Source organism: Bacillus sp. FJAT-25509 (assembly GCF_001420605.1).
Classification (GTDB): domain Bacteria; phylum Bacillota; class Bacilli; order Bacillales; family Bacillaceae_G; genus Gottfriedia.
Genome location: NZ_LJIZ01000023.1, coordinates 172031 through 180654 on the forward strand (window position 1 = coordinate 172031; position 8624 = coordinate 180654).

At 32.6% G+C, this 8624-nt stretch carries 11 protein-coding genes and 2 other annotated features; of the genes, 7 read left to right on the top strand and 4 right to left on the bottom strand.

Translation table 11 applies throughout. From position 1 onward, the window contains the following. Positions 1 to 35: 35 nt before the first annotated feature. Positions 36 to 266 (top strand) — a binding site (T-box leader). Positions 267 to 332: 66 nt separating this feature from the next. The 6 genes from tyrS to AN960_RS16135 all read left to right on the top strand — a co-directional run bounded on the left by tyrS (position 333) and on the right by AN960_RS16135 (position 5240). Further along, positions 333 to 1589: a tyrosine--tRNA ligase gene (gene tyrS, locus AN960_RS16115; RefSeq protein ID WP_056473501.1), complete on the top strand. Its 1257-nt coding sequence runs from the start codon at positions 333 to 335 to the stop codon at positions 1587 to 1589. Between the two features lie 4 nt (positions 1590 to 1593). Further along, positions 1594 to 1837: a binding site (T-box leader), on the top strand. Positions 1838 to 1890: 53 nt separating this feature from the next. Continuing rightward, positions 1891 to 2352 (top strand): GNAT family N-acetyltransferase, encoded by a 462-nt coding sequence (locus AN960_RS16120; protein WP_056473503.1) that lies wholly within the window; start codon positions 1891 to 1893, stop codon positions 2350 to 2352. 18 nt (positions 2353 to 2370) lie between these two features. After that, positions 2371 to 3750: a Na+/H+ antiporter NhaC gene (gene nhaC / locus AN960_RS16125; protein WP_056473505.1), complete on the top strand. Its 1380-nt coding sequence runs from the start codon at positions 2371 to 2373 to the stop codon at positions 3748 to 3750. A 57-nt stretch (positions 3751 to 3807) separates the two neighbouring features. Then, positions 3808 to 3942: a hypothetical protein gene (locus AN960_RS25120; protein WP_088013475.1), complete on the top strand. Its 135-nt coding sequence runs from the start codon at positions 3808 to 3810 to the stop codon at positions 3940 to 3942. Positions 3943 to 4142: 200 nt separating this feature from the next. Beyond that, the gene (locus AN960_RS16130; protein ID WP_082459540.1) at positions 4143 to 4724 is read left to right on the top strand and encodes a YdcF family protein; all 582 of its coding nucleotides are present in this window, start codon (positions 4143 to 4145) and stop codon (positions 4722 to 4724) included. A 135-nt stretch (positions 4725 to 4859) separates the two neighbouring features. Next, positions 4860 to 5240: a hypothetical protein gene (locus AN960_RS16135; RefSeq protein WP_056473506.1), complete on the top strand. Its 381-nt coding sequence runs from the start codon at positions 4860 to 4862 to the stop codon at positions 5238 to 5240. 242 nt (positions 5241 to 5482) lie between these two features. On the opposite strand, the gene AN960_RS16140 is transcribed toward AN960_RS16135, so the two are convergent. From AN960_RS16140 to AN960_RS25125, 4 genes are all read right to left on the bottom strand, one after another. Beyond that, entirely contained in the window at positions 5483 to 6319 is an 837-nt protein-coding gene (locus AN960_RS16140; RefSeq protein ID WP_056473509.1) for a hypothetical protein, read from the bottom strand. 691 nt (positions 6320 to 7010) lie between these two features. After that, positions 7011 to 7541 (bottom strand): YqxI family protein, encoded by a 531-nt coding sequence (locus AN960_RS16150; RefSeq protein ID WP_056473512.1) that lies wholly within the window; start codon positions 7539 to 7541, stop codon positions 7011 to 7013. Further along, positions 7538 to 7840: a hypothetical protein gene (locus tag AN960_RS16155; RefSeq protein WP_056473515.1), complete on the bottom strand. Its 303-nt coding sequence runs from the start codon at positions 7838 to 7840 to the stop codon at positions 7538 to 7540. The genes AN960_RS16150 and AN960_RS16155 overlap by 4 nt, the downstream gene beginning before the upstream one ends. Before the next feature lie 78 nt (positions 7841 to 7918). Beyond that, on the bottom strand, positions 7919 to 8044 hold the full coding sequence (locus tag AN960_RS25125; protein WP_286131732.1) for a hypothetical protein: 126 nt from the start codon (positions 8042 to 8044) through the stop codon (positions 7919 to 7921). 259 nt (positions 8045 to 8303) lie between these two features. Here AN960_RS25125 and AN960_RS16160 point away from each other — a divergent pair. After that, on the top strand, positions 8304 to 8624 hold a 321-nt coding region (locus AN960_RS16160), incomplete at its 3' end, for an IS3 family transposase (RefSeq protein WP_056473517.1).

Genomic DNA, 8624 nt, shown 5'->3' on the forward strand with positions numbered 1-8624 from the left:
TTTATTTGTGATATAAATGTTTCATAACATTTTAATAGTGAGCGTTGAAAGGCTTAGTAGTGTGAATGGTATTGGATCAGAGAGCTAATGGTTGGTGAGAATTAGCACAGACATTGACATGAATTACACCCTGGAGCATTCTTTTTCGAAATTTGTTTAATGCAAATTAGGATTAGAACGGTTAACAACCGTTAATTGTATGAGAGGTAGCTGTTTTATTAGCTACAACTAGGGTGGTACCGCGATTATAATTATTCGTCCCTACTGTTTATCAGTAGGGACTTTTTATTTTGTTTAAACGACGTATAGAACATAAAAGGGGTGGGCTAAAAATGGAAAACATCTTACAAGATTTAGAATTTCGTGGATTAATTAATCAAATGACAGATGAAGAAGGTCTACAAAAATTATTAAGCGAAGAATCTGTTTCATTATATTGTGGTTTTGACCCAACTGGTGATAGCTTACACATTGGTCACTTATTACCAGTGTTAATGTTAAAGAGATTTCAAGTTGCAGGACATAAACCAATTGGTTTAGTAGGTGGAGCAACTGGAATGATCGGTGATCCAAGTGGTAAGAAGGCAGAACGTACGTTAAATACTACAGAAACAGTAAAAATGTTCAGTGAACGAATTCGTACACAATTATTACCATTTTTAAACTTCGAAGGTGAAAATGCTGCTAAAGTAGTTAATAACTTTGATTGGACAGGCGAATTAGATGTTATTACATTCTTACGTGACATCGGTAAAAACTTCGGATTAAACTACATGCTTGCTAAAGATTCAGTTGCATCTCGATTAGAAGCAGGTATTTCATTTACTGAATTTAGTTATATGATTTTACAATCATATGATTTCTTAAAATTATACCAAGACCATAACTGTAAATTACAAATTGGTGGTAGTGACCAATGGGGTAATATTACAGCTGGTATGGAATTAATCCGTAAGACAGAAGAAGATTCAAAAGCTTTTGGACTTACAGTACCTTTAGTAACAAAAGCTGATGGTTCTAAATTTGGTAAAACAGAAGGCGGAGCAGTTTGGTTAGATCCAGAAAAAACAACTCCATACGAATTCTACCAATTCTGGATTAATACAGATGACCGTGATGTAGTAAAATACTTGAAATACTTTACTTTCCTATCAAAAGAGGAAATTTTAGAGCTTGAGAAACAATTTAATGAAGCACCAGAACAACGTGTTGCTCAAAAAGCATTAGCTGCTGAAGTAACAAAACTAGTTCACGGTGAAGAAGCGCTTGATCAAGCAATTAAAATTACAGAAGCACTATTTAGTGGATCTGTAAAAGAATTAACTGCTGCTGAGATTAAACAAGGTTTTAAAGACGTACCTTCATTTAATTTAAGTGAAGCAGAAAAAGGATTAGTAGACTTACTAGTTGAAGCGAAAATTTCTCCATCAAAACGTCAAGCACGTGAAGATGTACAAAATGGTGCGGTATATGTAAATGGAGATCGTATACAGGACGTTGCAACAGTGTTAACTAAACAAGATGCAATTGAAGAGCAATTTATTATTATCCGTCGTGGTAAGAAGAAATACCACTTGGTTACATTATAATATCGAACAAACAGTGAACGAAAAAGCAGTAGTTTGATTGGTAGTAGTTCAGAGAGCGAGTGGTTGGTGAAAACTCGTCCACACAATCAAATGAATTACATTTCGGGAGTTTTCTTTTCGTAGTTAGTTGATCTAATGAAGGGAAGAACGTAAGTCTACGTTACAGATTCGAGTGATAAGGAATTTTTCTTTTATAAGTATTTATTTCTTATAACTAGGGTGGTAACGCGATCGAGGTCGTCCCTATATTTTATAGGGGCGCCTCGATTTTTTATTGGTTTTTTTTGAAAGGGTGAAAATCATGGAGATATTTGCAACGAAAGATTACCGAATATTGGCAAAACTTAATGAAGGTGTTCAAAACCTACATGCTGATTTATTTCCAGAGTTTTTTAAAGTTCATAATCCGGCTGAAATAACTGAGTTTTTCAAGAGTGTAGTTGATAAACCAGAGCATCATTTTTTCGTCGTAAAAGATGTCGAAGAATTAGTCGGTTATGCTTGGATTGAAATAAAAAATATTCCTGAAGGACCTATTAAAAAGGCTTTTCGGTTAGGGTATGTTCATCAGATCAGTATTAATGAAGAAAAAAGAAATAAGGGATACGGTTCATTCTTAATTCATAAAATTGCTTCATTTGCACGTGAGAATAATCTTTCTAGAATTGAGTTAGATTATTGGATCGATAATAAAAATGCAAGTAGCTTTTATGAGAAACTTGGGTTTGTAAAGTTTCGTGAACACGTATATATGGATGTATAAATAAGGGAGAGTATATAAATGAAAAATATAGAATTAGGTACGTTAATCGTACTATTCGCAGTTATTATGTCTAGTTGTCTAGTTATATTAAAATCAGATCCACAAATTCCACTTCTTCTATGTGTTGTTTGTTTAGCTGTATTTGGACTATTTAAGGGATTTAAATGGGAACAGATTGAAAATGGTATGAAAAAAGGTATTCAAAATGGATTGTCACCAACATTAATCTTAATGATGATTGGTTTATTAATTGGTTCTTGGATGCTAAGTGGTACAGTACCTACATTATTATTTTACGGAATTTCTGTTCTTTCAGCGAAGTGGTTTGCGATCAGTGCAATTTTTATTACAATCATTGTTGCTAGTTTTACAGGTAGTACGTTTACAACAATCGCTACAGTTGGTGTTGCGTTAATGGGAATCGCTCATATTATGGGGATTCCACCAGCAATTGCTGCAGGTGCGATTATTAGTGGAGCGTGTTTTGGTGATAAGATGTCACCGATCTCAGATACAACGAATTTCGTTCCAAGCATTTTAGGAATAAAGGTTAATGAGCATATTCGACACATGGCATATACAACAATTCCAGCATTAATTGTTACCGTTATTTTATTCTTAATCATTGGTATGGGTCATGGTAATACAGATATGGCGCAAGTTACAGAAATGAAAAAAGCAATTTCATCTAGCTTTGAAGTGAATCCATTGTTATTAATCCCATGTTTAATCGTTTTTATTATGGCATTTAGAGGTTTTTCAACTTTACCAACAATGTCTGCAGGTATTGTTAGTTCATTAGTTTTAGCGTTTTTCATTCAAAAGGGTATTACGCTTGCAAAAGTGTTTAAAACCTTACAAGATGGATTCCAAACGGATACAGGAAATGAAATGCTTAATTCGATTGTTAACCGTGGAGGATTACAATCGATGATGTGGTCTGTGTCATTAATATTTATTGCACTTGCTTTAGGCGGATTATTACAAGAGCTACGTGTATTCGAGACATTAATACAGTCATTATCTAATTTGAAACGTAAAGGGAATATTATTATTGCAAGTACATTATCTGCTATGAGTGTAAATCTTTTAACAGGTGAACAATATTTATCAATTCTACTTCCTGGGCAATTATTAAAGGATGTATTTATCAAAAAAAATATTCCACTTAAAAACTTATCACGTGCATTAGAAGATGGAGGAACACTTTTTAATCCAATCGTTCCTTGGAGTGTAAGTGGAGCATTTTTTGCTTCAACATTAGGAGTACCTGTTATTGATTACTTACCGTTTTCATTTGTATTATTTATTACGCCATTATTCAGTATGATAGCTGCTTTATTGGGTAAAGGATTAGAAGTTGAAAATAAAGGTGAAAGTTCAAGAAATGCCGCATAAACAGATTGTTTCTACGTAAACTAGTTTTTGAACGAACTGGTTAATGGAGGGAAAAAAATGAGTCATGCAGCAGGTGGTTCTAAGAAAAATCGTCCTAGTGATGCAAATCATGTAGATGCAAAAACGAAAGCACATCAAAAGAGACTTTCGAAGGATCAACATAATCCTATGGGCGAGAAGTATCCTAGATAAATGAATAAATAATTTTGAATCAATCAATCCCTTATACGAAAGAAAGGCAAAGGCATTTCTTTTCGGATAGGGGATTTTTTATTTACAGGCTATTTCAAATAATGTTAAATATTTGTGGAATATTCCAAAATTTAGTGAAATCCACTTAATTATTAGATAGAATAAAGGTTAAAGTAATTTTATTTAAGGGGATAAAGGTAATGAGCTTATTTAAAATAATTACATATATAATAATTATTGGGATACTAAGCTATGTATTCTGTATCGTTTTTATCGGTGTAAATAGCTTTTTGCAATATCAGCATAAAGTACCTAAAAACGCCGATTATGTTATTGTGTTAGGTGCTGGTTTGAAAAAAGATAAGCCTACAAGAGCTTTACGTTATCGAATTGAAACAGCAGCTAAATATGCTAAGGAAAATAAAAGTGCAAAAATTATTGTTTCAGGTGGAAAAGGTAAAGATGAATTGATATCAGAAGCTGAATGTATGAGGCTTGAATTAATCAAATTAGGAATTGAAGAAGAACGAATCATAAAAGAAGATTTATCTACAAATACATACGAGAATATGAAATTCTCGAAAAAACTCATTCACAATGATCAAGCCCAAGGAGTCGTTGTTTCAAATGATTATCATTTATTTAGATCTTTAAAATTGGCTAAAAAACAAGGGTTAAATGTAGTCGGTCTTCCTGCAAAAACACCAAAAGTAATCATACCAACAGCATACTTTAGAGAATGCTTATCTATTTTAAAAGCTATTTACTATAAACAAATCTAAAGATTGCAGGCAACTATACCTTTTTTATAAAAACTATCTTTTAATTTGTACCAATGTCCGTTTCAATTCTCCTAGTTGAAACATTTTATATTATATGGATTTGCTTGTCCAAATAATATAAAAGGAGTGACGTTGATGTCGTCAAAATGTTCGAAATTTTTATCAACTGGGGTATTAAGAAGACATTCTGATACTCAGTTTTTAACAGTTGAAGCAGTTAATCTTGACCCGGATGACGCTCGTTCTGTGAGTGTATTCATGTTTAACTGGTCCAGCGGTTCACCAGTGATTCTTCCTATGGTTGACCCAACTACAATAACAATTCCACCAAATTCTTATAGAACATTTAGATCTTTCCAACTTCCACCAAATTTATTTGCATATGAAGTAAGAATTCTTCATCCGAAAGATCAAGATGTTATAGTAAATGTATTTGGACTCAGTGACATTGCATTTGATCCTCAAGAAGGTAATAATGCACTGCAACATGACTTAGCGGTAGTGAAATTAAAATAATATAAAAGATTATTTTAATACACCTCTCATTTCCACATAAGTAGCCCTTCGAGTAAAGTCGAGGGCTTTTTTATTTAAGCTTATATAAAAAAATGAAGAGGAATAAATAAAGCTCCCTATCAAATCTGGTAGGGAGTTTATGATGTATGCATTATTAAGTTAATCTAGGTATCATATAATATTTATGATTCTTTTTTGGTTGTAAATTTTTACCTAAAATCAGAAAGTTAAATATGGATGATCTATTTAATCACCGAATATGTAAAAGCAATTCCAACAGGTCTTTTATATTTACCAGAGGATTCTTTTTTGTCGGTTCCGATCCATGGATCATTCCATACTTCAAAATTATATATCTTTAAGTAATCCTTTGCAGTGATACGATAAGTTTTACCAGCTGGAATACTTACTTCGTAGGTGTCAGAAATAGTATAGTTGCTTTTATAAGAAATTCCTAATTCCCCAGCTATTGCTTTAATAGGTAAACCTGCTGTACCAGAAACTTCTATCTGTCTTGACTCAGTTATAGACATTGATGCGGTACATTTACCTTTATAAGAACTCATACGAATCACTTCACCATTCCCATAAGTAGTATTACCTTTTTTTACATATAACCCGTTTCCCCATCTAGCTTTAATAGGAGTTGCAACTTCCTTGTCGAGATAACTGTCAATTTGGTCCTCTTTAATAACTACAGTGTATCCAAGAATATTTTCATCTTCTAATGGATTAATGACACCTGACTTCTGGAGGTCGATTAAAACATCTTTGTTTGAGACATCTATTTGTAAATCTCCAATTTCATTAACCCCTATTTCAACTCCAGGTTCATCTTTTGAAACTACAACATCCTGACCTATTTCAAAGGTATTTTTCTTTGCTAATTCCTCATTAACTTCTTTTAGAGTATCTATATCTGTCAAAAGTTCAGTAGAAGGAGCATTCGAAACTTGTTTCTCTACTGTAAAATTTTTAATTTCTTCAGCCATAACATTCTCGGCCTTTTTGGATAAAAATAGATAGGAACATGTAAAAGCTAAAACTAGAGAAAGAATAACGACAAAAGCTTTTTTCATATCAAACCTCCGAATTTATAGTATGTAAATCTATTCACAATGTAAGTGTATAATAAATATTGAGATTTGAGTGTGTCTAAAAAAAGGCATTTTGTTTTAAAAATGGAACATTTCGAAGATCGATAGGGGATGTAGTTTTAAGTTAATTTTCTTCAACGCTTTGTAAAGACAAAAGCCTATTATACTAAAATAAAAATTGAATTTATAAAACTACATTAAAAACAATTTAGCCGATGTTTCTAATGGTTTAGTGAGTACTAGTACAAACTTGAAATAAATAACCCCCCCTATTACTATAATAGGGGGGGTTAGAGGTGTGCCCTGCATGCGCATACCTATTATAGGGTGACAGTCCCTAGCCACGAAGTCATCCTTTATAAGATGACTTTTTTTACTGTTTAATGGGCTAAGTTTTCTAAAAAATTTACAAAATCTAGAAAAATTTCGTCATGTTCACATGCTTTTATTACTAGTGTCAATGAAACGTTTAATTTTTTGTCAAATATTGATGTTAGTTTCGATTTAAAATTTGTGTCCACTATATCAGGTAAATCTAGATCGGAATATTCTTTTCTTATCATGTATAATGCAGCACTTTTTCTATTATCTAATAAAATAATATTGTATGTGGCACATATATCATAAATAATTCCTCTTACTTCTCTATTGGTGTTAGTTAATTCGGTAAAATTCATAAAAATATCCAATCTGCAGCTTTAATTGCGTATGAAACTGCGTTTGCTATCATTTCTCGAGTACCTTTGTTTGTAATTCCCCATTTCCTTAATTGCTCAGGTAAGTGTGTTCTAGCATAAGCAGCCGCAGAGTCGCCCATAGATGCTATAGAATTTACCCAGTTTCCAGATTTACTCGTTACACGTTTAAAACTTTTAGCAGCTGCCTTATCAAGTAAACCCATTTTGTCTAAGATGTCTACAGTTTTATCTCCAGATTTTATTAACATACTAGCAACTTTTAAAGCTGCTTTTGATTTTACACCATTTGTAGTTATTTCAGAAGTTTCTTGCTTTAAATTTTCAATTATGTACAAGGATTGTAAATCTACTGTAAGCAGATTTAATTCTTCTTCAGATAATTCTTTTAGAAAAGGTGGTGCTTCTATAGGGAATATTGCAGATGCAGCATAAGAAATTGGAGTTGCTCCATCTTCATAGACTCCTGCTACACGAACGTAATACTCGGTACTTTCAGAATAATTCAAACCTCCGTTAACTTCAAATGCTTTTGATAAAGTGTTGATGGATCTGAAGCGAAATCTGTTCCATTGCCATTGCGTAAGAAGTTTACCTGTCCTAATTCAATTTGTTCATCAGTTGGGAACATACCTTTTCCTTTTGTAGTACATGTGGTCTGGTTTGCAGGAACATCCCAGTAACTATGTATTGATCCATTAAATAAGATTATCTGATATTTTGTGACACCTTCAACAGGCTTCCAAGAAACATTTAAATACCCTGTTCCAGTTCCATCTTCATTAGAAAATGCTTCTACAGTAGGCATAGGTATTTGAGGATATTTATCATTTACTGCTCTACCTTGTAAGAAAGGTGGTGCTGGTAAACTTGTTTGAGTGTTTACTTAATTAATAGTGTTCTCTTTAATTGGTTTGATGATCTCTTCAGCATGAGACTTCATTGGAATAATAGAACCTAAGATAGCTGCTGTTATTGCAGTAACAGTAGCTTGTTTAAATAATTTTTTCATGTAATACCTCCATATAGTAATATTTTTGGACTTATGAAAACATTACTCTATTAATAGAGGTTGTGTGATTCCTTATTTTAAATATAAAATTTCAAAATTGAATTAATATAATTTGGGTTGATTTTTATACTATTTACGTGATTAGGAAAATTAACATATGAGACCTCCAAACTTTTATATATGAAATGATAAAGAACCACTCTAGAGTGAAGTGCACCCCAAATGTTAGACACGACTAACATTTGGAGGTGCATTTTTTATGACTAAATTTACTACTGAACATAAATTAGCGGTAGTTATGCGTTATTTAGAAGGTAAGGAAAGTTTTCGTTCTATTGGTAAGTTATTTGGAACGTCCCATGCTGAAGTGAGAAACTGGGTAGCTCAATATAAGGAAAATGGGATTAATGGATTGCTTAAAAAGTCATATACAAGTTATTCGGTACAGTTTAAACTTAACGTATTAAAGTATATGAATGACCACGGGACGTCACCTAATGAATCAGCTGCAATTTTCAGTATTCCTTCCCCTAGAACGATTCGAAAATGGAGGACTCAATTTGAAACACAAGGACAAGAC

What these genes read in the sequence shown, in the direction of transcription:
- tyrS (WP_056473501.1), top strand. Translation starts at nt 333, where the DNA reads ATGGAAAACATCTTACAAGATTTAGAATTTCGTGGATTAATTAATCAA.
- AN960_RS16120 (WP_056473503.1), top strand. Translation starts at nt 1,891, where the DNA reads ATGGAGATATTTGCAACGAAAGATTACCGAATATTGGCAAAACTTAAT.
- nhaC (WP_056473505.1), top strand. Translation starts at nt 2,371, where the DNA reads ATGAAAAATATAGAATTAGGTACGTTAATCGTACTATTCGCAGTTATT.
- AN960_RS25120 (WP_088013475.1), top strand. Translation starts at nt 3,808, where the DNA reads ATGAGTCATGCAGCAGGTGGTTCTAAGAAAAATCGTCCTAGTGATGCA.
- AN960_RS16130 (WP_082459540.1), top strand. Translation starts at nt 4,143, where the DNA reads ATGAGCTTATTTAAAATAATTACATATATAATAATTATTGGGATACTA.
- AN960_RS16135 (WP_056473506.1), top strand. Translation starts at nt 4,860, where the DNA reads ATGTCGTCAAAATGTTCGAAATTTTTATCAACTGGGGTATTAAGAAGA.
- AN960_RS16140 (WP_056473509.1), bottom strand. Translation starts at nt 6,319, where the DNA reads ATGAAAAAAGCTTTTGTCGTTATTCTTTCTCTAGTTTTAGCTTTTACA.
- AN960_RS16155 (WP_056473515.1), bottom strand. Translation starts at nt 7,840, where the DNA reads ATGCCTACTGTAGAAGCATTTTCTAATGAAGATGGAACTGGAACAGGG.
- AN960_RS25125 (WP_286131732.1), bottom strand. Translation starts at nt 8,044, where the DNA reads ATGAAAAAATTATTTAAACAAGCTACTGTTACTGCAATAACAGCAGCT.